The sequence below is a fragment of the Pseudoalteromonas sp. 2CM28B genome (genome assembly GCF_023161935.1).
Map to the genome: position 1 here is coordinate 1 of NZ_JALNTH010000024.1, position 22,041 is coordinate 22,041.

General features: G+C 42.1%; 17 protein-coding genes and 1 tRNA gene. 14 read left to right on the forward strand and 4 right to left on the reverse strand.

Annotated features, from left to right (window positions below):
• Positions 1-451: 451 nt before the first annotated feature.
• The gene (locus MTN96_RS24195; protein WP_069439773.1) at positions 452-1,408 is read right to left on the reverse strand and encodes a methylenetetrahydrofolate reductase; all 957 of its coding nucleotides are present in this window, start codon (positions 1,406-1,408) and stop codon (positions 452-454) included.
• Between the two features lie 239 nt (positions 1,409-1,647).
• Here MTN96_RS24195 and MTN96_RS24200 point away from each other — a divergent pair, with 239 nt between their 5' ends.
• The 3 genes from MTN96_RS24200 to MTN96_RS24210 all read left to right on the forward strand — a co-directional run bounded on the left by MTN96_RS24200 (position 1,648) and on the right by MTN96_RS24210 (position 6,243).
• Positions 1,648-4,530: a pitrilysin family protein gene (locus tag MTN96_RS24200; RefSeq protein WP_248474080.1), complete on the forward strand. Its 2,883-nt coding sequence runs from the start codon at positions 1,648-1,650 to the stop codon at positions 4,528-4,530.
• A 232-nt stretch (positions 4,531-4,762) separates the two neighbouring features.
• Positions 4,763-5,581 (forward strand): serine O-acetyltransferase, encoded by an 819-nt coding sequence (cysE, locus tag MTN96_RS24205; RefSeq protein WP_010387694.1) that lies wholly within the window; start codon positions 4,763-4,765, stop codon positions 5,579-5,581.
• Between the two features lie 17 nt (positions 5,582-5,598).
• Positions 5,599-6,243, forward strand: a complete 645-nt coding sequence (locus MTN96_RS24210) for a hypothetical protein (RefSeq protein WP_069439768.1) — start codon at positions 5,599-5,601, stop codon at positions 6,241-6,243.
• A gap of 15 nt (positions 6,244-6,258) precedes the next feature.
• Here MTN96_RS24210 and xseA read toward each other — a convergent pair whose 3' ends face one another.
• The gene (gene xseA / locus MTN96_RS24215; RefSeq protein ID WP_069439769.1) at positions 6,259-7,593 is read right to left on the reverse strand and encodes an exodeoxyribonuclease VII large subunit; all 1,335 of its coding nucleotides are present in this window, start codon (positions 7,591-7,593) and stop codon (positions 6,259-6,261) included.
• A gap of 134 nt (positions 7,594-7,727) precedes the next feature.
• On the opposite strand from xseA, the gene guaB reads away from it, so the two are divergent.
• From guaB to rimI, 5 genes are all read left to right on the forward strand, one after another.
• Positions 7,728-9,197, forward strand: coding sequence for an IMP dehydrogenase (guaB, locus tag MTN96_RS24220; protein ID WP_036981532.1), 1,470 nt, complete (start codon positions 7,728-7,730; stop codon positions 9,195-9,197).
• Between the two features lie 105 nt (positions 9,198-9,302).
• Positions 9,303-10,880: a glutamine-hydrolyzing GMP synthase gene (gene guaA, locus MTN96_RS24225; RefSeq protein WP_248474079.1), complete on the forward strand. Its 1,578-nt coding sequence runs from the start codon at positions 9,303-9,305 to the stop codon at positions 10,878-10,880.
• A 145-nt stretch (positions 10,881-11,025) separates the two neighbouring features.
• Positions 11,026-11,102, forward strand: a tRNA-Trp gene (locus MTN96_RS24230).
• A gap of 63 nt (positions 11,103-11,165) precedes the next feature.
• The gene (locus MTN96_RS24235; protein ID WP_138627174.1) at positions 11,166-11,450 is read left to right on the forward strand and encodes a hypothetical protein; all 285 of its coding nucleotides are present in this window, start codon (positions 11,166-11,168) and stop codon (positions 11,448-11,450) included.
• On the forward strand, positions 11,437-11,901 hold the full coding sequence (rimI, locus tag MTN96_RS24240) for a ribosomal protein S18-alanine N-acetyltransferase (RefSeq protein ID WP_069439774.1): 465 nt from the start codon (positions 11,437-11,439) through the stop codon (positions 11,899-11,901). The genes MTN96_RS24235 and rimI overlap by 14 nt, the downstream gene beginning before the upstream one ends.
• Positions 11,902-11,904: 3 nt before the next feature.
• Here rimI and MTN96_RS24245 read toward each other — a convergent pair whose 3' ends face one another.
• Positions 11,905-14,562: an ATP-binding protein gene (locus MTN96_RS24245; protein ID WP_248532935.1), complete on the reverse strand. Its 2,658-nt coding sequence runs from the start codon at positions 14,560-14,562 to the stop codon at positions 11,905-11,907.
• A gap of 905 nt (positions 14,563-15,467) precedes the next feature.
• On the opposite strand from MTN96_RS24245, the gene MTN96_RS24250 reads away from it, so the two are divergent.
• Together MTN96_RS24250 and MTN96_RS24255 are read left to right on the forward strand one after the other, a co-directional pair.
• A complete protein-coding gene (locus tag MTN96_RS24250) occupies positions 15,468-15,788 on the forward strand; it encodes a helix-turn-helix domain-containing protein (RefSeq protein ID WP_000122829.1) in 321 nt (106 codons plus the stop codon).
• Positions 15,781-16,995 (forward strand): type II toxin-antitoxin system HipA family toxin, encoded by a 1,215-nt coding sequence (locus MTN96_RS24255; RefSeq protein WP_248532936.1) that lies wholly within the window; start codon positions 15,781-15,783, stop codon positions 16,993-16,995. The genes MTN96_RS24250 and MTN96_RS24255 overlap by 8 nt, the downstream gene beginning before the upstream one ends.
• Positions 16,996-17,515: 520 nt before the next feature.
• Here the strand turns inward: MTN96_RS24255 and MTN96_RS24260 are convergent.
• Positions 17,516-18,409 carry a LysR family transcriptional regulator gene (locus tag MTN96_RS24260; RefSeq protein WP_248532937.1) on the reverse strand — a complete coding sequence of 298 codons (894 nt, stop codon included), beginning with the start codon at positions 18,407-18,409 and terminating at the stop codon, positions 17,516-17,518.
• Between the two features lie 159 nt (positions 18,410-18,568).
• Between MTN96_RS24260 and MTN96_RS24265 the strand changes: the two genes are divergently transcribed.
• The 4 genes from MTN96_RS24265 (at position 18,569) to MTN96_RS24280 (ending at position 22,039) form a co-directional block, all read left to right on the forward strand.
• Positions 18,569-19,327, forward strand: coding sequence for an SDR family oxidoreductase (locus MTN96_RS24265; protein WP_248532938.1), 759 nt, complete (start codon positions 18,569-18,571; stop codon positions 19,325-19,327).
• A 75-nt stretch (positions 19,328-19,402) separates the two neighbouring features.
• The gene (locus MTN96_RS24270) at positions 19,403-20,410 is read left to right on the forward strand and encodes a zinc-dependent alcohol dehydrogenase family protein (protein WP_248532939.1); all 1,008 of its coding nucleotides are present in this window, start codon (positions 19,403-19,405) and stop codon (positions 20,408-20,410) included.
• A gap of 46 nt (positions 20,411-20,456) precedes the next feature.
• Positions 20,457-21,464 carry a zinc-dependent alcohol dehydrogenase family protein gene (locus MTN96_RS24275; protein ID WP_248532940.1) on the forward strand — a complete coding sequence of 336 codons (1,008 nt, stop codon included), beginning with the start codon at positions 20,457-20,459 and terminating at the stop codon, positions 21,462-21,464.
• 122 nt (positions 21,465-21,586) lie between these two features.
• Complete coding sequence (locus MTN96_RS24280; RefSeq protein ID WP_248532941.1) at positions 21,587-22,039, forward strand: GNAT family N-acetyltransferase; 453 nt, start codon at positions 21,587-21,589, stop codon at positions 22,037-22,039.
• Positions 22,040-22,041: the final 2 nt, after the last annotated feature.

The following is a 22,041-nucleotide window of genomic DNA, read 5'->3' on the forward strand; positions in this document are numbered from 1 at the left end:
ATGTATAGATTAATAGATCATAAGCAGAACATACTTAGACCAAAAGGTGATCAGAGTTTTCACACAGTCTGGGCACAAATCAGTCACTGGTAACGTTAACGCGGTAAGTTGGACTGTTTCTGGTAAATTCATTATTTTTGTCGGATGGCGTGGCTCCGCCACTTATCCGACCTACGTCAAAATGTAGGTTGGTTAAGCCGAAGGCGCCACCCAAAAGGCTTTCAAATTCACTTTTTATACGCTGTTGGCACAAATGCGACCATCAGCTTTGATAAAGTCCTACAGTTGAAATCTGACAGTTCAAGTTAGTACTTATTAAAATAAACGAAGCTAACGACTTGAACTGGCTTATTCGATGTCGCTTATTATTGTTGCCCGAACCCCGAACCCCGAACCCCGAACCCCGAACCCCGAACCCCGAACCCCGAACCCCGAACCCCGAACCCCGCAATTAAGCTATTAGTTTCTCCGCAAGGTTGAGTTCCATTATTGCTTTTAGTAAACGGTATAAGTTAATTGACGCGTCAATTTCTTCTTTACGATTGGTTAAGCTTTCAATATTTAAACCCAGTGGCACACCTAAGTGAGCGCAGCTTTTTAAAATTGAGTCGAGGTTTTCGCGACAAATACGCACCGATTCGCTTAGTGTATTTTCCGAATCAAGCATGCGCCATTTAGTTGCCTCTGGCACTGAGATGCCTAGCCACTGCATAAACTCCAAGGTTTTTTCACCACCACAAGGCGTAAAGGTCAATATGATCCGATTAGGTGTCAGGCCTTGTGCTTTGCATGTACGCGCATAACTGGTTATTAAATCTATGGTTGCTTGTGCGTTGTACACGGCTTGAGAGATAAAAAACTGGCATCCTTGTGCTGTTTTTTCTATTAAGCGTTGGTGCTCGTTGCGCTTATTGGCATGGCGCTCAGCAATGGTTACACCACCTAAAAAGAAATCTTCAGACTGCTCTGCCAGAGTTTTGTAGGCATTCGGTAAGCTCAGCTTTATATCACCTGCTGATGATGGGCTGCCCACCAACACCACGTTTTTTAAATCGTAGTCATTTTTAGTTTCATCTAACCACGCTTTAAACTCACTCACACCGCGCTGAGCTACACTTTTATAAGTAATTACATCAAGCTCAGACAAGCCTCGTAAGAGTTGACTGTACTCGCGCGGATCAACTGTTTGCTTAAATGCAAATGGACGCGCTTGCTCTGTACGACTGCTTTCATCTTGAATGTCATAAATAATCACACCGTCATATTCAATTTCGTGTAAACGGCCTAATAACTTTTCGGCAATGACTTTTAATTGCGCTTTATCAGTCCCAATTTTTGGCGGTGTTGTGCCAATTAGGTAAACACCTTGGTTGGTGTCCTGTATTTTTTCTTGAAGTGATAAAGCCATAATCCCCATTCCAGCTTAATTTGTGATGATGGATTTAATATAGCAGCCATTTAGACGTCTAGATAGATTTGTTTATTGAAAATTTCTCAACTAACGTGAATTATTTTCATCGTTAAATTAAATAACTGACACAGTTGTTTACATAATTAATAGGCTTAGGGCTCTTATATTTAATTACTTTACGGCATACTTAGTTTGGTAAATGTTTTAAAAATTGCTCAATTTAAAAAGGGATAACAATGAAATTTAAATTATTGGCAACTAGCCTAGCGGTATCGCTGGCCTTAACAGGTTGTGCTATGCAGCAAAGTCAAAACACGCAAACAGCAGCTCAACAAGAACAAGTTAATAAAGCAGATGAGCGTGTTTTTTCACAAGATTACCTAATAGAAGAGCTAGATAACGGCCTACGTGTGATGGTAGTTAAAACCGATTACCCAGATGTAGTATCGCTACAAATACCTGTGTCTGTTGGCTCGCGTAATGAAGTGGAAGCAGGTAAAACTGGTTTTGCTCACTTTTTTGAACACATGATGTTTAAAGGCTCTGAAAAGTTTCCGCAAGATGTGTATTCAGATATTTTAAAAAATTCTGGAGTTGATAACCGCGCCTACACAACTAACGATTACACTAACTACCACTTAAATTTTTCAAAACAGCATCTTGATAAAGTACTTGAGATTGAAGCGGATATTTTTCAAAACTTAAGCTACACCGAAGAGCAATTTAGAACGGAAGCGCTAACGGTTAAAGGCGAGTACTTAAAAAATAATGCCAGTCCAATTCGTAAATTATTAAGTGCGGTACGCCAAGAAGCGTTCGATAAACATACCTATAAACACACTACTATGGGCTTTTTTGAAGATATTGAAGCCATGCCAGATCAAATGGCCTACGGTAAAGAGTTTTTTGATAAGTTTTATAAGCCTGAATATGTATCGCTTGTAATTGTTGGTGATGTTGATCCAAAACAGACCATGGCGATGGTTAAAAAACACTGGGGTAACTGGCAAAAAGGCGACTATGTTGCTGATATTCCAAAAGAGCCAACTCAGCAAGCGCCAAAATATGTGCATGAGCAAAACGAGGGGTTACCTGGACACTGGCTACTTGTGTCGTATAAAGGCGCTGCATGGGAGCCTCAGAAAAAAGACAGAGCCGCATTAGATTTACTGTCGCAGCTTTATTTTTCGAGCAATTCAGATATTTACCAAGAGCTGGTAGTAGAAAAACAAATCGCGAGTCAAATGTTTACCTATAACCCTGAAACTAAAGATCCAGGGTTACTGCATGTATTTGTAAAAGTTGAAAATGCCGATGATTTAGCCACAGTGCGTGATGCTATAAACCGTACGTATGCCAAAGCGCGTACCGAGTTGGTTGATAGCCAAAAACTCAGCGATTTAAAGTCTAATCTTAAATACAGCTTTATAAATGGTTTAGATTCATCGCAAGCAATTGCCTCTACCCTTGCCAGCTATATGCATTTTGAGCGCGATCCTGAGGTGATTAACCAACTGTATAAATCGGCAGACAATATCACTAGCGAAGATATTAGAGCCATTGCCAATAAGTACTTTGTTGATAATGCGCGCACCACAATTACTATGTCGGCACTTGATAAAGCCCCTGGTTTTGAACAAGAAAGCGATTTAGATGCCTTGGTAGCAAAATATCAGCAAGCACCGAGTAAGCCTATCTTTAACGTGCTTGATAAAACTAATAGCTCGCCGTTAATCGATATTAACTTATTATTTAATACCGGTGCGGCTGCCGATCCGCAGGGTAAAAAAGGCGTGGCAGCACTCACTGCCGCAATGCTGGCGCAAGGTGGCTCAACCTCAATGAGTTACAAAGAAATTAAAAAGGCAATGTACCCGCTGGCGGGTAGTTTTGGTTATCAAATAGATAAAGAAATGCTGTCGTTCCAAGGGCGTATTCATAAAGATAATGCAGCTCAGTGGTATGCTTTAGTGAGTGAGCAGCTGTTAAGCCCAGGCTTTAGAGAAGATGACTTTAAACGTCTGAAAAAAGAAATGATCGATGGCATTAAATCGGGTTTAAAAGCTTCTAACGACGAAGAGTTGGGTAAAGAAGTGCTCTACAGTGTGCTTTATAAAGGCCACCCTTATGAAAGCTATAACTACGGTGACTTATCTGACTTAGAAGCGCTCACTCTTGATGATGTTAAAGCGTTTTATAATGCTGAACTTACACAAGCTAAACTTACTGTGGGTTTAATTGGTGCTGTGCCTGAAAAACTTAAAGCACAAATGTTAGCTGACTTGGCGACACTTCCAAAAGGCGAACAAAGCCGCTTAACAATCCCTGATGCGCCAGTGCTTAAAGGTCATCATGCAACAATTGTTGAAAAGTCAGCGCAATCAACGGCTGTGTCGTTCGGGTTTCCTATTGATACCATTCGTAGCAGCGAAGACTGGACCGCATTGTGGCTAGTGCGTTCGTACTTTGGTGAGCATCGCAGTTCTAACAGTTACTTGTACGAACGTATTCGTCAAACACGTGGTATGAATTACGGTGATTACGCCTATATTGAATACTTCCCTAGAGGTATGTTTCAAACTAAACCGGATGCAAACTTAGGGCGCTCTGAGCAAATATTCCAAGTGTGGTTGCGTCCACTGCGCTCAAACAACGATGCGCATTTTGCTACCCGTACCGCACTATTTGAGCTAGATAAGCTAATTAAAAATGGTATGACCGAGGCAGATTTTGAAGCCACACGTAACTTTTTAATTAACTTTGTGCCACAAATGGTTGCTAGTCAAAATCGCCAGTTAGGTTATGCGCTAGATAGCGAGTTTTATAACACCGATAGTTTTGTAAACTACGTCACAAGCAAACTGAAAACATTGACTGTTGGCGATGTAAATCGAGTGATTAAAGACAACCTACAAACTGAGAATATTCACTATGTGTTTGTTACCGGTGATGGTGAAGATATGCAAAAACGTTTAGCAACTATGCAAACCTCGCCTATGGTGTATAACACCGATAAGCCTGCCGAGTTAGTGGCTGAAGATAAGGTAATTGCTGATTATAAACTGGCAATTCCTGCAAAAAATATTGAAGTAGTAAAGGTGGATAAAGTATTTCAATAATTTAAGTTCTTAAATATAAAAAAATGCCCCTGTGTCGTAAGCATTGGGGCATTTTATAAATGGTTAAATCTGCATAGCTGTCATATGACATGACTTGAAAAAAGTAATATAAGCCTGAAATTTAACTGGTTATATCTAATAACCAGAACAAATAACGAAGGGATTAACACCTAGGCGGCTAAATCCGTTAGAATTGGCCTTAGGCTCTTTGTACTAATCTTAAGGCATTATTATGCGTCATGAAATTTGGCAACAGCTTCGTAGCGAAGCAAATGAAGTAGTAACTCGTGAACCCCTTTTAGCGAGCCATGTGTATTCGTGTATTTTAAATCATGAGTGCTTAGGGTCGGCATTGAGTTTTATTGTTGCTAATAAACTAGCTGATGCTGTGGTTTCTGCTTTTACAATCCGTGAGCTGTTTGACCAAGCTTTTGTAAAGTGTGACCGGATGCTGACACATGTTGCTCATGATATTAAAGCGGTAAAAGATCGTGACCCTGCGGCCGAAACCTATCTTACCGTGATTTTAAATTTAAAAGGGTTTCACGCGATACAAGCACACCGTTTAGCAAACTGCTTATGGCAACAAAATCGTAAAGAGCTTGCGCGCTTTATTCAAAGCCGTACCTCAGAGGTGTTTGGGGTTGATATTCACCCTGCCTGTAAAGTCGGCCAAGGCATTATGTTTGACCATGCTACCGGTATTGTAATTGGCGAAACTGCCGTGATTGAAGATAATGTATCTATATTACAATCGGTTACATTAGGTGGTACGGGTAACGAGCAAGGCGATCGCCATCCTAAAATTAGAGCGGGCGTACTTATTGGTGCGGGCGCTAAAGTGTTGGGTAATATTGAAGTGGGCGAGGGCGCACGTATTGGTGCAGGCTCTGTGGTACTAAGCCCTGTGCCACCTCATACTACCGCTGTTGGTGTACCTGCAAAAATTATTGGTCGTCCTGATTGCGAGTGTCCGGCAGAGAGTATGAACCAAAACTTTTTAGAGTACCCCGAGCCAGAAAACGAATCGCACACCAGTGCAATGCTTTAATTTTTGAGTACCTAGAAATGATATATAAAAGTAACATTGTGGCTATGCTGCTCTGTTTTTCTTCAGGCGTGGCGTTAGCAAGTGGTTACTTTTTGTTTTTTAAAGATTCCACACGTGTTTCCTTAGCGCCCAAACAACCAGTAATCTCTTCGGCTAGCACTCAAGTCAATAATCAAGCAACTACTTTGCAAGGTTTAGTGCAGGTTAATAAAGCCCATGCGGCTGATCAACAAACTCAGCTAGCACAACATGTGGTTGAGCTTAATCAGCGGCTTGAAAAAAAATCAATCCAGCTTAAGCAATCTCAACAACAGCTAAAGCTAAATCAATTAGAAAGTGTAGAGCTTGATGATGAGCTCGCAATACAGTTTGAGCATGAGGCTGATAATCTCGAATGGAGTTACGAGCTTGAAGTCGCGTTAACTGACTTTTTAATTATTAATGAGTTTGCAGATAGCGCTGAGCTTACAGCGCTAAAGTGTAAGCAAACAATTTGTAAGTTTGAGCTTACCATAAACCAACATGCCGTTAATTATGGAGCTAAATTATGGCGCGAGCTAAACGATAAGCTTCACCTTGAACCTTGGTGGCAGCAATTTAAACTCAGTGCATCTCAATCTAACGATGCCCGTATTGAGTTTACTGTTAGTACACAAGGCTAGCGCTTAGCAATATGGCTAAGCTTCTACCTTTGAAATAACCTGACCATCTACTAACTCAGTGGTCAACACATCACCCACTTTTACATCTTCCACTGATTTAACCACTTTATTTTGCGCCGTTTTCGTTATGCTGTAACCGCGCGCTAATACATTAAGGGGGCTAACCGAATCAAGCCGACTCGCCTGTAAGGCAAGGGTGTTATTTGCTTGTTGCAGTTGATGCTGCATCGCTTGGTGTAACCTTGCATGGAGCTGGGCTAACTGATGGTTTGCATTTGCTAGCTTTTTATCTGGTGATTGGCGCATTAGTCTGGGTGTTAAATTAGCTAACACGCGTTCTTGTTGATATAAACGCTGACGAATTGCCTGTTGCAGTGCAATACTCAACTCATCTAAGCGTTGTGATTTTTGGTTTAGCTGATTGCGCGGGTGACATAAATTTAAGCGATGCTGCAACTGTATGGCTTGTGCGCGTTTATCGGCAATGTCGTGTTTAAATGCATTCGCTAAACGATTAATTAACTGATTAACCCTATTATGTAGCTCTTGTGTATTGGGGCTTACGAGCTCTGCGGCTGCAGAAGGGGTTGCGGCGCGTACATCAGCGACATAATCGCTAATTGTGGTATCTATTTCATGGCCAACAGCGCTCACAATGGGCAGCGAGCTTTGATAAATAGCACGAGCAAGTTGTTCATGGTTAAAGCACCATAAATCTTCTAATGAACCACCACCGCGTCCGAGAATGATAACGTCGACTTCATTACGTAAATTTGCCAGCTCTATTTGCTTGATTAAATGGCCATGCGCTTCTTTGCCTTGCACCATCGCAGGGTAAATAACGATTTCTAATTGCGGAGCACGACGTTTTAGTACGGTTAAAATATCTTTGATTGCGGCGCCTGTAGGTGAGGTGATAACCCCTATGCGATTTATGTTTTGGGGTAGGGGTTTTTTATAGGCGGAGCTAAATAAGCCCTCTGCAGCCAAACGCATTTTTAGCGCGTCAAACTCTTGCTTAAGTTGCCCTTCGCCGGCAGGCTCCATATGTTCAACAATAAGCTGGTAGTCACCACGGGGTTCGTACAAAGATACACGTGCTTTAACGGTTACTTGTGCGCCGTTAATTAGTCGGTAACTTTGGTTGCGATTATTGCCTCGCCACATGGCGGCTTTAATTTGCGCTTTATCGTCTTTTAACGAAAAATACCAATGCCCAGAAGCAGGCGCAATAAAGTTAGAAATTTCACCAGTGAGTACTAAAGACGCAAAACCTTGTTCAAGTAAGGCACGTATTTCACGATTAAGGCGAGATACGGTATAAACCGTTTGCGAGGGCTTAGAAAACATAAAAACTACCAAAAAACATTTATAAATCTAGCTTATCATAAATAAATACAAAATATTATTTACTAGTGCCCACAACGCTGTTAAAATTTGGCCGCAATTCCTTATCTTAGATCCACATGTGAGAAGTTGCCAAAATGCTTAGAATCGCTAAAGAAGCTCTTACCTTTGATGACGTACTTTTAGTACCTGGTCATTCTACTGTTTTGCCACATACGGCAAATATTTCAACTCGCTTAACGCGTGGTATCAAACTTAACTTGCCGCTCATTTCAGCATCTATGGATACTGTTACAGAAGCTCGTTTAGCTATTGCCCTCGCGCAGGAAGGTGGTCTTGGTTTTATTCATAAAAATATGACCATTGCAGAACAAGCGAAAAATGTTCGTAAAGTTAAAACCTATGAAGCGGGTATTGTTTCATACCCTGTTACAGTAACTGCCGATCTGACAATTGCAGATGCCGTTGAGCTGTCTCAGGAAAAGGGATTCTCAGGTTTTCCGGTCACCGATAGCGAAAATAACCTTGTAGGTATTGTAACTAGTCGTGATATGCGCTTTGAAACTAAGCTTGAACAGCCGGTTTCAACAGTGATGACGAAAAAAGAAAACCTAGTAACGGTTAAAGAGGGAGCGGCTCGCGAAGATATCTTAAGCTTAATGCACGAACACCGCATTGAGAAGATTCTTGTGGTTGATGATGCGTTTAAACTTAAAGGCATGATCACCGTAAAAGATTACCAAAAAGCACAAGACAAACCAGACGCGTGTAAAGACGAGCAAGGTCGTTTACGTGTAGGTGCTGCAGTAGGTGTTGGCGCAGGTACTGATGAGCGTATTGCTGCATTAGTTGAAGCCGGTGTTGATGTACTACTAATCGATACTTCTCATGGTCACTCACAAGGTGTTATTGACCGTGTTGCAGCGACTCGTCAAGCTTACCCTGATTTACAAATTGTTGCGGGTAACGTGGCAACTGCCGAAGGTGCTATTGCGCTTGCAGATGCCGGTGTTGATGCTGTTAAAGTAGGTATCGGCCCAGGTTCTATTTGTACTACACGTATTGTTACCGGTTGTGGTGTACCACAAATAACAGCTATTTCTGATGCGGTTGAAGGCCTTAAAGGCCGTGATATTCCAGTGATTGCTGATGGCGGTATTCGTTTTTCTGGTGATATTGTAAAAGCATTGGTTGCGGGTGCATCGTGTGTAATGGTTGGCTCTATGCTAGCGGGTACTGAAGAAGCGCCAGGTGAAGTGGAGCTTTATCAAGGTCGTTACTACAAGTCTTACCGTGGTATGGGTAGCCTAGGTGCGATGGATCAAAAAGAAGGGTCATCAGATCGCTACTTCCAAAAATCAAACCAAGCTGACAAGTTAGTACCAGAAGGTATTGAAGGTCGTGTAGCTTACAAAGGGCCAATTGCAACCATTATTCACCAACAAGTGGGTGGTCTTCGCAGTGCAATGGGCTTAACCGGTTGTGCCACAATCGAAGAGCTAAACACTAAACCACAGTTTGTACGTGTAACTTCTGCTGGTATGGGTGAGTCGCATGTTCATGATGTGCAAATCACTAAAGAAGCACCGAACTACCGTTTAGGCTAATCAGCCTTTAACAATTTGAAAAAAGTGGGCTAACCTTTGTTAGCCCTAATATAGTCACGCAGCTTTAGCTGGTGGCGTTTAGCACCTGACTTTACGAGATACTTCATGAGCAAAGACATTCACGATTCACGAATCCTCATTTTAGATTTTGGTTCACAATACACGCAGTTAATCGCCCGTCGCGTGCGCGAAATTGGTGTTTATTGTGAGCTTTGGGCTTGGGATGTAACCGAAGAGCAAATTCGCGAGTTTAACCCACAAGGTATTATCCTTTCTGGTGGCCCAGAATCAACCACGCTTGAAAATAGCCCGCGTGCTCCTGAGTATGTATTCAATGCAGGCGTTCCAGTACTTGGTATTTGTTACGGCATGCAAACTATGGCAACGCAGCTTGGCGGCAGTGTACATAGTTCAGATAAAAAAGAATTTGGTTACGCACAAGTTGAAAAAGTGGGTAACTGTGCATTATTTGATGCCATTGAAGATCATATTACTGATGGCGGCAATGGCGTACTAGATGTGTGGATGAGCCACGGTGATAAAGTAATGGAAATTCCAGATACGTTTAAAACCACAGCTAAAACATCTACCTGCCCGCATGCGGCAATGTCTAACGAAGAAAAACGCTTTTACGGTGTACAATTTCACCCAGAAGTAACGCACACACATCAAGGTCAACGTTTACTAGAGCGTTTTGTTATTGATATTTGTGGTTGTGAAAAATTATGGACGCCAGCAAAAATAATTGATGACGCCATTGAACGTATCAAAGAAACTGTAGGTGAAGACGAAGTTATTTTAGGCTTATCAGGCGGTGTAGATTCATCGGTTGTGGCTATGCTTATTCACCGTGCTATTGGTGAGCGACTAACCTGTGTATTTGTTGATAACGGGCTACTTCGTTTAAACGAAGGCCAGCAAGTAATGGACATGTTTGGCAATAAGTTTGGTTTAAACATTGTTAAAGTAGATGCCGAAGACCAATTTTTAAATGACTTAGCAGGTAAATCAGACCCAGAAGATAAGCGTAAAGCCATTGGCCACACGTTTATTAATGTATTTGATGAGCAAGCCAAAAAGCTTAAAAACGCAAAATGGTTAGGTCAAGGTACAATTTACCCTGACGTAATCGAATCAGCAGCTTCAGCGACAGGTAAAGCACACGTAATTAAATCGCACCATAATGTGGGCGGCTTACCAGATGATATGCAAATGGGTTTAGTAGAGCCATTACGTGAGTTATTTAAAGATGAAGTACGTAAAATTGGTTTAGAGCTAGGTTTACCGTACGACATGCTTTACCGTCACCCATTCCCAGGGCCAGGTTTAGGTGTGCGTGTACTTGGCGAAATCAAAAAAGAGTACTGTGACTTACTTCGCCGCGCTGATGCTATCTTCATTGAAGAGCTTCACAAAGCAGAGCTTTATCATAAAGTAAGCCAAGCGTTTACTGTATTCTTACCGGTTAAGTCGGTAGGGGTTATGGGCGATGCACGTAAGTATGATTGGGTTGTTTCACTTCGTTGTGTAGAAACCATCGACTTTATGACTGCGCGTTGGTCACATTTACCGTATGAATTCTTAGGTGTGGTTTCAAACCGTATCATTAACGAAATCGACGGTATCTCTCGTGTTGTTTACGATATTTCAGGTAAACCACCTGCCACTATCGAATGGGAATAATCCTCCTGTTACTGTAATTTCGTAATAACTAACGGCGAATTAGCATGCTAATTCGCCGTTTTGTTTATTTAAAAAGCAAACAAACCAAAAAGTTGATTTTTTACTTTACCTTTGTCAAAAGGTCTTTATAATTCATCGTCATTGCAGGGGCGTAGTTCCAATTGGTAGAACAGCGGTCTCCAAAACCGACGGTTGGGAGTTCGAATCTCTCCGCCCCTGCCATCTCTTCTTTACATTGTTTTGATTACTTCCTATATTATTCTCTTACTAGTCCATCGAGTTGTTATGCATTCACGTTACGCATCTGTTTTTGGTATAGAAAAGCTTGAACTTAATCAACACTTTCGCCCAGCTCAAGCTGAGTTGTCAGCGACTTCATCGTTAATACTCTGTGATACATTAAAAAATGATATTGAGCGTGCCTTTGCGCCTGTAACAATAAACTCAATTGTTAAATCGCCAATCATTGAGTTTAGTGAGCAACAATTAGGCCTGCCTGATTCAAACCTAACCTGTGCGCAAAAACGTGCGTTATGGGCTTTAATGAGTGAACACCTTGATACACTTTAAGTCGGTTAGTGATGATAATATCAATGAGCTGATGGCCATTGAAAATGCCTGTCATACACACCCTTGGACGTTAAAAACAATGCAGTCGTGTTTGCAGGGCCGCTATTTTAATTTAGCTGCGTTCGATGATGAGCAAATGATAGGCTTTTACATTGGTGAAAAAGCAGGGCCCGATTTTACCTTAATGGACATTTGTGTCGCCCCGAGCTTTCAGGGACAAGGATTTGCTAAGCAGTTATTAACGCAGTTTATAGCGTATGGCGAGCAACATAGTGCCGAAAACTTATTTTTAGAAGTGAGAGAGTCTAATACGCGGGCGATTGCTTTGTATGAACGCGCAGGCTTTACTGAAATGTCTGTGCGTAAAAATTATTACCCCAGCGATGCGCCCAATAAAAATGGCTTTGAAGATGCGATTTTAATGGGCATGGCACTGGGTTTAAATTTTTAATGATTACTTATTAGCGATGGCTTGTTCTATTGCTGTAATGAGTTCTACAACGCGTTTTTCTCTTTGAGTCATATCATTGCCTTTTAAACTTTGCTCAAGCGCTGATGCGCTATGGTAAATATCATCAAAGTTAAAGCAACCAGCACTGCCCTTAATACTGTGGGCAAGTGCGCGTAGTGTTTCGCAATCTTGGTTGTTATAAAGGGTTTTTATCTGCTTTAAGTAATCAGGTAAACTTGCCAAATAATTAGCATTTATTTGCTGAAATTTCTCACTTTTTAATAAGCTATCCCACTTATTTTGATTATCGCGTTCAAGGTGTAAATAGCTGACTAATACATTTTCTAGTGCGTCTTTATCAATGGGTTTAGCCAGCGCTTTGTTACAGCCTGCTTTAAGGTAAGTATCTATATCATGGTTCATGACATTTGCGGTCAGGGCGATAATTGGGCCATCGTAGGCGGCATCTCTGAGCATTTTAGTTGCGTCTAAGCCGCCCATAACCGGCATTTGCATATCCATGATTATAAGCTGATAGTCGTTCACTAGTGCCATTTCTACTGCTTGTGCGCCATTATTGGCTATATCAGGCTCTAACCCCCATGTTTGAAGGAGTAATTTTATCAGCAACTGATTATCGGGGTTATCTTCTGCCACTAAAATATGCGCATCAAAGTTATTGGTTGCAAAAGAAAGTTGCGGGTCTTTTTCGGGTGATAGCTGAGAGTGTTCAGTCAAAAAAAGGTTACTACTAAGCCCATTACCTAAATGGCAATCTATATCGATAGTAAAGCAACTACCCACACCCACTTCACTGGTTACGCTGACATCGCCACCGAGCAGTTGAGCCAAATTTTTTGAAATACATAGCCCTAATCCTGTACCACCAAATCGGCGTGTGGTTGTGGCATCAGCTTGTTCAAATGGCGTAAATAATCGACTTATTTGGTTTGCCGACATGCCTATACCGGTGTCTTCAACTATAAATGTAAGAATTTTTGGTGCTTGAAACTTTGCCGTAATTGTTACTTGGCCTTGCTCAGTAAATTTAACTGCGTTACTGGCAATATTAATCAGTATTTGTTTTAAACGAGTAACGTCACTATTTATCGTATGCGGCAAAGGTAGCGAATAATTAATCGTAAATGACAGCTGTTTCTCTTGCGCTAAAGGTTTAATGATTGATTCAACATCATGAATAAGTTGTACAACATTTAACGGCGTTTGCTCAACCGCCAGTTTTTCGGCTTCAATTTTTGATAAATCGAGGATGTTATTAATAAGCTCTAACAAATGTTTTGAATTACGTAGAATAGTGCCTAAATGATGTTTGTCATTAGTTGCTTTTTCGCTATGCAGTAGTTGCTCTGTAAATCCCATAATAGCTGTAAGCGGAGTGCGAATTTCATGACTCATATTGGCTAAAAAGCGGCTTTTAAGCTGGTTTGCTTGTTCTGCTTGGCCGATGGCGGTTTCAAGCTTACTATTCATTGATTCAAGTGCCTTAGTACGACTCTCTACTTTATCTTCTAAATGATGCTTATATTCTTCTAGTTGCTGCTGATAATGCTTAATTTGGTTAATCATGTGATTAAAGTCGTTAAACAGTATGCCTACCTCATCGGTAGTATAAGCAGGCAGTGTGACTGAGAGGTCGCCATCACCAACGCGATGACTTGCCTCACCTAATAACTCTATTGGGTTAAGCAGTAAATTACGCACCACAATAAAAATTAAGATTGGTAGGGTGATCACAGAAATAATAACAATTAGCCCGGTGATCACACTAATTGCTTTGCCTGACTGATACAATACTGCTTTTGGAATGGTCGACACATAATAGTAGCCGCCACTCATTTGGGCTGCAAAAATCAGTCGCTCTATTTTATCCACACTTGAAAGTTCAATGGTTGATAAGCTACCTATATCCGCTAAATCGTTAATTTTATTTAGTTCATATTCACTAACATAGTGGCCACGCATTTTATAATCGGAGCTAAATAAAATTTTACCATCGTTGGCCAGTAACAAATTTAAGGTGTTGTTATAAGGCGCTTCTAAAATGCTGGTGTTTAAAATAGAGGGGTCGACTTTAAGAATAATAAAGCCTAATTGTTGTGGGCGTTTTAAATAATAGTCGACGCTATATATGCGCTGCACAAAGTATAAGTTAGTGGTGCCATCTTCTTTTTGCACCATAAACTGCTGCTGGCTTAAATTACTTTGTTTTACTTGATCAAAAAATGGGTAGGATTTGGGCGCTACGGTTAAATTACTGGAGTAATAGGCATCACTTTCACCGGTTTTTGAGACTAAGTTAATACTAATAATGTCAGGGTAGGCTTCACTGTAACTGGCAAATACGTCCATTAACGCGCCAAGGCGATATGTATAGCTGGCGTCTTCAAATAAATCTTTAGCTAAAAAGTCACTTAGTACCGGTGAAGCAGAGAGTAACTTAGCCGTTGCATGAAAAGAGTCTATATAGTTGAATACTTTTTGCTGTTGTTGTTCTACAAAGCGACTCATGATCAAGTCAGCTTGTTTTTGCGTAGAGTTAGTTACATTAGTGAGCGTAAACCCACCTAAAAATAACAACGGCAGTATAACCAGTGGAGTTATATACCATAATAATCGAATACTTAGCTTACTGGTTTTCATTACCCAACATCAAATCCTCCATTTAATCGACCAATAGTATGATTTACAGCACTATTACTCAAGCTTGGTGTTAAGTTAGTGGGCAATTTATAGCGTTATTGTTAATAATCGCTGAAAACACCAAACTTAAAAAGATCCGTTAATAACTAACCATTGATTGTTTATAGCGCCAAGATCAGCGAAGGTAGTCTTCAATTACGATTAACTTTACGGATAGCGTCACAAGAGCTAATTTGGGTTCTTGTTGGGGTATGTTGCGCTTTCTAGGTTAGCTTGTTTTTAGCCTTGAAAGCTCAGCATACTAAAATACAAATACATCCGTATATCAACAAAAAGAGCCTTTTTAATGGCAGACCAAAATTTCCTTAGCGAAATTAATAAACGCCGTACCTTTGCGATCATCTCGCACCCTGATGCCGCCCAGCCTTTCAACGCTTAAAACCACCTTTCATTGCACACCACAATCACATCTCTACGTACTGAATTTAAAGGCTTTTTGTCTTTTTCTCGTTTCTTTGCTTTTCAATGATGTTCAAGCGTAACCTCGGAAAGTGTGTACAAACTTGAGTACAAATTCCGTTTTAGAGGTCTTTGGCGAAAATTCCATGACACAAACCTGGCTGTAGGCCTTGTCGTTACTGGGGTTGACGCGAGTTCTTCTTTAGACCTTGCTGTATATGAGCTGAGCGACAAAAGTACTTAGGGAGTTTGATGCGTCAGTTCGCGATTATCAGCGAGAGTATCGCTCTTTTGTCGATGACAAAAATCTCCTTCTACTTATATATAATTATGTATCAGTTCATGGCTTTTGATATGTAATGGCTAATCGAATTTGTGTTATTTGAGTTACTGTGATATGTTTTTGTATATAATTATTCTTAAGTGATGCATTAAGGCGTATCGAAATGAGCTATGTAACAGAGCAGATACTAGAAAGTCTTCGAGAAGCTCGGGTACGAAAGGGGTTTAGCCAGAGAGAGTTAAGTGCTCGTTCGGGGGTGCCTCAAAGCCATATTTCGAAAATCGAGTCTGGCAGTGTTGATTTAAGAATATCCAGTTTGATTGCACTTGCCCGTGTACTAGACCTAGAGCTATTGGTTGCGCCTAAAAAATCTGTACCTGCCATCAAGTCGATCATTCGAAGTGGACAAGGTATTAACGGCATCAGCGACGAGGGTGAGCCAATGTCGCCCGCCTATCAGTTAGAGGAAGACGACGATGACTAACCATGTCTCTACGCTCAACGTTTTGCTTTACGGTGAACCCATTGCAACGATCACCAACGTGGGCAATGACAGAACGATTTTTTCCTTTATGGATTCGTACATTAATGACGAATCACGGCCTGTGTTAGGGCTTGGCTTTAAAGATTCGCTAGGTGGCTTGCTGACTAGCTTCAAACCGACCCAAACCAAGTTAACCCCGTTTTTCTCTAACCTTTTGCCAGAAGAAACCATGCGAAATTACCTGGCAGAGCGTGCCGGTGTAAATCCAGCGCGGGAGTTTTTTCTATTGTGGGTACTGGGACAGGATTTGGCAGGCGCGATCACGGTTGAGCCTGCGGATGGTGAAGCCTTACCACCTAATGTGCATCAAGACATAGAAGATGAAACGAAAACAGATGGGCCAATGCGTTTTTCATTAGCGGGAGTGCAATTGAAGTTTTCAGCTGTGCAGCAGGCAAATGGCGGTTTGACGATCCCAGCAACCGGTCAAGGTGGTTCTTGGATTGTAAAATTGCCGTCGTCTCGATTTGAAGCTGTGCCAGAAAATGAATATTCGATGATGGAACTGGCTCGAATGTTGGGAATGGACGTGCCAGAAACGCAGCTACTCCCTATTAATCGGATTGCTAATATCCCCAATGGCATTGGCAAATTTGGTGACAGTGCGTTTGTGATTAAGCGTTTTGACCGTGCAGATGGTCAAGCTGTGCACATTGAGGACTTTGCGCAAGTGTTTGGCGTTTATCCTCAAGATAAATACAAAAAAGCTAGTATGCGGAATATTGCTCAGGTTATCGGTATTGAAGGCCAAGACGAAGACATTGCAGAATTTACTCGCCGATTGGTGTTCAATACTCTAATTGGTAATGCTGATATGCATTTGAAGAATTGGTCTGTGATCTACAAAGATAAGCGCACCGCGTCTATTGCACCTGCTTATGACTTTGTTTCAACCATTCCCTATATCCCAGATGATAGTGCATCGCTTAAGGTGAGCCGTAGCAAGAAATTCAGTGATTTCACGTTGGATGAGTTATCACACCTCGCGGCTAAAGCCATGTTGCCAGAAAAATTGGTGTTAGATACCGCAAAGCAAACTGTAGCAGGCTTCCATGAGGTATGGGCGAAAGAAAAAACGCATTTACCCCTCACTAAGACAGTGATTGAAGCCATCGAAACGCACTTACGAAGCATACCGCTACGTTGAATTACTAGTAGCTAAAGCATACATATCGATAAAGATGGTTTAACTTTGTGCGATTTTACGGCGCTTTTCGCCGTAAACTGGAAATTTGGTAAACCGCACAATGATACCGGTGTCTTGATAAGGCTGATCTTCTGAACAAATCATGCATCTTTCTGACCATCAACAAGTGATGAATCAGGCGATGATAGCTTTACATTGATTTTCAGGAGAATGCAGATGACAGCAGTAGCGCACCAGGTAACCCCTTTTCTAACATCTTACGAAGTGATGGCTCAATAGTGGTATCAAAGCCGTTTGTGGCAAGCTCTTCTTGTCCGTTCGCGAAAAACAAGTAAGTTCAGGGCTTGGCAGGCGCATTTGATGTGAATCCTGTTCCGACGATTCAGAACATGGCAGCATGTTGGTAGCAAAATGCACTTTGTTATGATTCCTGGTGACTCAATGAAGACATTGGTTACGGTTTTTGCAGTAAAGTGAGCTAATGTAGTATTCGCACTTTATGAATATTACTTATGTGCCATTAGCGGCCACTCAATCTTGACACCAAGTGATCAAAAACCAATCGAATACGTAGTGGTACTGGACCACGTTGAGGGCGATAAATATATAAATCCCAAGGCACAGGCTCGACTTCTTCTAACACTCTCACCAGTTTCTCTTGGCGTAATAAGTCTTGGACCAAAAAGTCAGGAATTTGAGCAAACCCCAGTCCATTTTGTATAGCCATTAATTCAGCTTCGGTGTCGGCACTTCGAAAACGTGTTATGGATGGGGTCCACTGTCTGTCCATGGAAAAAATCCATGGCCAAAGCTTTCCCGTATTGCGATCTACTAACCCTGTAGCCGGCAAGTGGTTTAGATCTTCAATAGACGCAGGCTTTCCCACTTTATTTATTAACTCACGCGAAGCCACGACATACATATTAATTTTGGTGAGCTGGCGGGCAATAAATCGGCTATCTCTCATGAAGCCGATACGAATCCCAATATCTATTTTTTCGTCAACTACATCCACGCGCTCGTCACTGAGTGTCAGGTCTATATCCAGTTGAGGATGTATTGTTGAGAGTTCCAGTAATACTGGCATTAAGCATTTATGACCAAAACCAACAGGCGCTGCGATACGAACCCGCCCTTGTAATTCATTACCCGAGTTAGGGGCGCTTGTTTGAAACAATTCATCTACAGCGCGCAGGCGTTCTTTTGCTATCACAGCAAATTTTTCTCCAACTAGAGTCACTTGTATGTGTCGAGTATTTCGATGAAATAAAAGCTCCCCTTGCAATCGCTCTAACTCCTTCACTGCTCGTGTCACTGCCTGAGGAGAAATTCCCAGACGGTTAGCCGCTTCTTTAAAGCTGCTAGACTCAGCAGCAGTACAAAATATCCGGAGCATTTCTAATCTGTTAAGCATCACAGTCACATTCAGTTTTGATATGAATACATTAATACTATTCCATTTTTAGGAATTGTGAAATTAAAACTTTTCCATTTATTAATTTCTGAAGGTAAGTAATAATTTGTTTGTTATTTAGACAGAGTCATTCATTCAACTGATTTGAGGATATTAACTATGAGCAGTGTTTTAGCAAACAACATCAGCAGTAAAGTCGTTGTTATCACCGGTGGTAGCAGCGGTTTAGGCGAAACAACAGCAAGATATCTGGCTAGTCTTGGTGCGTCAGTAGTGTTAGGTGCCCGCCGTATCGAGAAGCTTGAAGCTATTGCTGCTGACATTCGCTCAGCAGGCGGAAAAGTTGCGGTTCAAGCGACAGATGTGACTCGCCAGGACGAAGTGAAGGCCCTTGTAAATCTTGCACAAGAGCGCTTCGGTAAAGTTGATGTGGTTATCAATAATGCAGGGTTAATGGCGATTGCACCGTTAGCTGAGACTCGAGTTGACGAATGGGATCGCATGATTGACATCAACGTTAAAGGTCTGCTGTATGGAGTAGCCGCAGCGCTTCCGATTTTTCAGGCTCAGGGAACAGGCCACTTTATCAATATTTCATCCGTAGCGGGTGTCAAAGTATTTAGTCCCGGCGGCACGGTTTATAGCGGAACCAAATTCGCTGTTCGCGCTATTGCCGAAGGCTTACGCCATGAAGTTGGGGGTAAAATTCGTTCAACAATCATTTCACCAGGTGCAATCGAATCTGATTTAAAACATGGAAGCTCAGATACTCAGGGTGCAGCCTTTGTAAAAGATTTTTATCAGCAAAATGAAATTCCATCTGACTCTGTTGCTCGTGCTATCGCATACGCAATTGAGCAGCCTGCGGATGTGGATATAAACGAGATTGTTCTGCGCCCAACTGTTCAAGAGTTTTAATTCGTTTAATAAAAGACCTATTAACCAGCGGGTGATTTTAACCACCCGCTGAATATTCAGTTTGTGAGGTTATTGATGACAGCGTTAAACAGACAAATGCGTGCTTTGGTATTAGATAGCTATGAAGAGGGTACAGTATTCCGGAATGCCCTGATTAACTTACCCTCTCCATCAGCAGGTCAGGTGCAAGTAAAAATATTTGCAAGTGGCGTCAATCCTATTGATTACAAGATCCGCCAAGGTATCGCTCCTTATGCCATGCCGGAATTACCCGCAGTACTTGGCACCGATTTAGCTGGAGAAATTGTTGCTATCGGCGACAGCGTCACCGACTTTGCAGTAGGCGATGCAGTTTATGGTCTGACTGGCGGAGTGCGAGGATTGCAAGGATCATTGGCTGAATATGCCAACGTAGATGCTGAGTTACTTGCTCTCAAACCGAAAAATTTGTCCATGCGTGAAGCTGCGGCTTTACCTCTGGTTACACTTACCGCTTGGGAAGGTTTGGTTGACAAGGCGAATGTTAAAGCGGGCCAGAAAGTCCTTATCCAAGGTGGAGCTGGCGGAGTTGGGCATGTAGCTGTGCAAATTGCTAAGGCCTTAGGTGCCGACGTTTATGCCACTGCATCGACTGGAAAACAAGAACTGGTCAAGGCGCTTGGTGCCACGCCGATTGATTATCACACTGTAAGCCCTGCTGACTACGTGGACACATACACCCAAGGCAAAGGATTCGATATCATTTACGACACTGTCGGTGGCTCTGTACTCGATGCCTCATTAGGTATCATTGCACATTATGGACATATTTTAAGTTGTGCTGCATTCAGCTCACATAACCTGGCACCGTCGTCATTACGCTCTGCAACATTGTCAGCGATTTTTGTGTTACACCCACAGCTCAGCGGAGAGGGGCGCAAACATCATGGTGACATTCTGCGGCAAATTACGGCTCTAGTTGAAGCTGGACAAATTAAGCCAATACTCGATCCGTTACGCTTCTCCCTTGACACGGCAATGGATGCACATAATGCTGTAGAGTTGGGGTCCATGGGTAAAGTAGTTATTGATGTAATTGCTTAAAAAATCATTGTTGTAATTACTTAAAAAGTCATTGTTGAGGATGCATATGAGCCCAAGAAAACTAATTCGAACTGTTCGTTTCCATGAACTAGGTGGCCCCGAGGTATTAACTATTGACTCGCTGGCGAGTCCAAGTTTGCAGGCCACTGATGTACGTATTGCGGTCAAGGTTGTTGGGCTCAATCGTGCTGATGCCATGTTTAGGCGAGGCAGCTATATAGAAAAGGCTGACTTCCCTTCACGAATCGGCTATGAAGCATCCGGGATAGTCATTGAAGTCGGGGAAGAGGTAAATCATTTACGCCTTGGGGAAGAGGTTTGTATTGTCCCTCAGATGGGGCTTTCTCAGAATGGCTGCTACGCAGAAGAGATTGTCGTACCAAGTGAATATGTAGCACTCAAACCAGCAGGGCTAACCTTTGCTGAAGGCGCAGCAGCTTGGATGCAGTACCTGACAGTTTATGGCGCTTTGGTCGAAATTGCTAACGTGCAAAAAGGCGATGCAGTACTGATAACCGCCGCATCGAGCAGTGTTGGATTGGCTGCGATTCAAATTGTGAATGCTCTAGGGGGTATCCCTATCGCTACAACTCAAACAGGAGCTAAAAAGGCTGCTGTGCTCAAGGCTGGCGCGGCCCATGTGATTGCAACCCAAGAAGAACCGCTGCTGGATAGCTTGATAAGCATCTTGGGAGCAAACAATTTAAACATCGCATTTGATGCTGTCGGTGGGCCGCAGATAGCTGAAATTGCTGAAGCAATGAGCCCTGAAGGAACAATAATAGTTCACGGAGCATTAAGTCCCGAAACAACTCCTTTTCCCTTAAAAATAGCACTTCGTAAAAGTCTAACAGTTAGGGGATATGTGTTTACTGAAGTTATAAAAGACATCGAGCGTTTTCGCAGAGCAAAGCAATTTATCCTCTCGGGTTTATCCGAGGGAGCACTCAAGCCTGTCATCGATCGCAGCTTTAAATTTGAAGAGATAGTAGCAGCGCATCATTATCTGGAGTCAAATCAGCAGATTGGTAAAATAGTGGTCGAACTTGATTAACAGTTCGTAGCTTCCGCTAGTCTCTCAACTCAGTCAGTGCCTGATTACAATTAGCGCTGGCTTTGTTGCGGAAATCGAATGAACTAAATCAGAATCTTACGATCAGATCAGGGACATTCATTTTGATTGCACGTGTTACGCAGATGCATGCCCATTATTACGCGACAGTGGCTGATTTTGGTCGGGAATTTGCATGTTCAGTGGCGAGTAGCATGGCGGAATTTATTGAAAGGCTTGATAACCCAAGCAATGAGATTTGGACTATCAAACGGGACGATAAAATTCCAGCTTCTGTTGCCATTGATGGTGAAGATCTTGGGCATAATCGAGCACATTTACAATGGTTCATTGTGGACGACTCTTTAAGAGGTTTCGGACTAGGTAAACAGCTTCTCAATTCTGTATTAGCTTTTGCCGATGCTCAGGGTTTCGTCCAAATCAACTTATGGACTTTTTCAGGGCTTAATGCAGCTCGATATCTTTACGAAAGTCAGGGCTTTGCATTGGTGGAAGAGAAGCTAGGCTCACAAAGGGGTATAGAAGTCTTGGAGCAACGCTTCACCAGGTGCCTATAAAC

Excerpts from the sequence above, each read along its gene's own strand:
- guaB (WP_036981532.1), top strand. The coding sequence starts at position 7,728 with ATGCTTAGAATCGCTAAAGAAGCTCTTACCTTTGATGACGTACTTTTA.
- MTN96_RS24200 (WP_248474080.1), top strand. The coding sequence starts at position 1,648 with ATGAAATTTAAATTATTGGCAACTAGCCTAGCGGTATCGCTGGCCTTA.
- MTN96_RS24245 (WP_248532935.1), bottom strand. The coding sequence starts at position 14,562 with ATGAAAACCAGTAAGCTAAGTATTCGATTATTATGGTATATAACTCCA.
- cysE (WP_010387694.1), top strand. The coding sequence starts at position 4,763 with ATGCGTCATGAAATTTGGCAACAGCTTCGTAGCGAAGCAAATGAAGTA.
- MTN96_RS24210 (WP_069439768.1), top strand. The coding sequence starts at position 5,599 with ATGATATATAAAAGTAACATTGTGGCTATGCTGCTCTGTTTTTCTTCA.
- xseA (WP_069439769.1), bottom strand. The coding sequence starts at position 7,593 with ATGTTTTCTAAGCCCTCGCAAACGGTTTATACCGTATCTCGCCTTAAT.
- MTN96_RS24265 (WP_248532938.1), top strand. The coding sequence starts at position 18,569 with ATGAGCAGTGTTTTAGCAAACAACATCAGCAGTAAAGTCGTTGTTATC.
- MTN96_RS24275 (WP_248532940.1), top strand. The coding sequence starts at position 20,457 with ATGAGCCCAAGAAAACTAATTCGAACTGTTCGTTTCCATGAACTAGGT.
- MTN96_RS24270 (WP_248532939.1), top strand. The coding sequence starts at position 19,403 with ATGACAGCGTTAAACAGACAAATGCGTGCTTTGGTATTAGATAGCTAT.
- MTN96_RS24255 (WP_248532936.1), top strand. The coding sequence starts at position 15,781 with ATGACTAACCATGTCTCTACGCTCAACGTTTTGCTTTACGGTGAACCC.
- guaA (WP_248474079.1), top strand. The coding sequence starts at position 9,303 with ATGAGCAAAGACATTCACGATTCACGAATCCTCATTTTAGATTTTGGT.
- MTN96_RS24260 (WP_248532937.1), bottom strand. The coding sequence starts at position 18,409 with ATGCTTAACAGATTAGAAATGCTCCGGATATTTTGTACTGCTGCTGAG.
- MTN96_RS24250 (WP_000122829.1), top strand. The coding sequence starts at position 15,468 with ATGAGCTATGTAACAGAGCAGATACTAGAAAGTCTTCGAGAAGCTCGG.
- MTN96_RS24235 (WP_138627174.1), top strand. The coding sequence starts at position 11,166 with ATGCATTCACGTTACGCATCTGTTTTTGGTATAGAAAAGCTTGAACTT.
- MTN96_RS24195 (WP_069439773.1), bottom strand. The coding sequence starts at position 1,408 with ATGGCTTTATCACTTCAAGAAAAAATACAGGACACCAACCAAGGTGTT.